This window comes from Allohoeflea poritis, assembly GCF_027889715.1.
Lineage (GTDB): Bacteria > Pseudomonadota > Alphaproteobacteria > Rhizobiales > Rhizobiaceae > Hoeflea_A > Hoeflea_A poritis.
This window is the reverse complement of the sequence record NZ_JAPJZH010000054.1, coordinates 1-1045: the sequence shown is the minus strand read 5'-3', so window position 1 is coordinate 1045 and position 1045 is coordinate 1. Positions and strand designations below refer to the sequence as shown.

Sequence of the window (1045 nt, the reverse complement as noted above, 5' to 3'; positions counted from 1 at the left end):
CGCTCATACGTTCTCCCGGTAGTGGTGCCAGAGCCGATATCATTGTCGATTCCAACAATTCCGAAGGCCAGTCACAGACAGTGGCAGCACCTGGCGATCATGTACAAACGATAGACCTGACTGACGGCAGCGGATTTGCCGTCCGGATCAATTCCGACAATGGCACAAATGGCACATTCCGGATCAATCCCGATGTGACCGTCACCAATACTTCAGCGACGGCCGTCTGGCTGGAACCCGGTGCGGTGCTCTCTTATTTCGATATTCAAGGCGCTTTGGTATCCACCCGATACAACGCCATAAACATGTCTTCGGTCGCGGCCATTGAAACATTTTCCAATTCGGGAACGATTCAGGCACAGAGGACCGGCGCCGCCACGATATACGCTCCCGGATATGTTACAACCTTGACCAATAGCGGCTTGATCGAGCACACGGCGGGATCTACGGCCCTTTTAATCGACAATGTGACAACCCTTACAAACGAAGCCAGCGGCTCCATAGTCAGCGCAGGCGGTCCAGCAATTCGCTTCGGATACGCCAACCCCGGCACGATTGGATTGTTTACAAATAACGGCCTTGTCAGTGGCGGTACCGTTGCGATTGAGCTCGGCAATCAAGCTGGTTCCACAGCAGGCATTACGAACAGGGGTACGGTAACCGGCGGACAGGACGGCCTGGTCATTCTCAACGGCTCGGAGCTTTCCTCGTTTGACAACACCGGTGGTGTCATTGAATCCGCCGGCGCGAACGGCGCCGGACTCCGCTTGAGAGAAGATCAGGATATCGCTATCACCAATGGCGGGCTTATTCGCAATACGTCCACTGGTTATGGCCTCAGGTTGGACACCGAGGGGCAAAGCCGGGATTTTACCAACAACGGCATGATATCTTCGACATCCGGAACCGCCATATTCGCCGAGACAGCAATGGTCGGCGACAATAACGGTTTCGTAAACAACGGGATCATTCTCGGTGGCGGTGGAACCGCAATCGACTCCCGGGACGCATTCAGATTGGCCAACAGCGGCTCAATCTCCGGGCA

Annotated in this window: 1 protein-coding gene; it reads left to right on the top strand. The window is 55.0% G+C overall.

Annotation, left to right across the window (positions count from 1 at the left end; genetic code table 11):
* Positions 1-1045, top strand: a 1045-nt coding sequence (locus OOZ53_RS26485; protein WP_271092806.1) for a hypothetical protein, incomplete at both ends; no start/stop codon positions are given.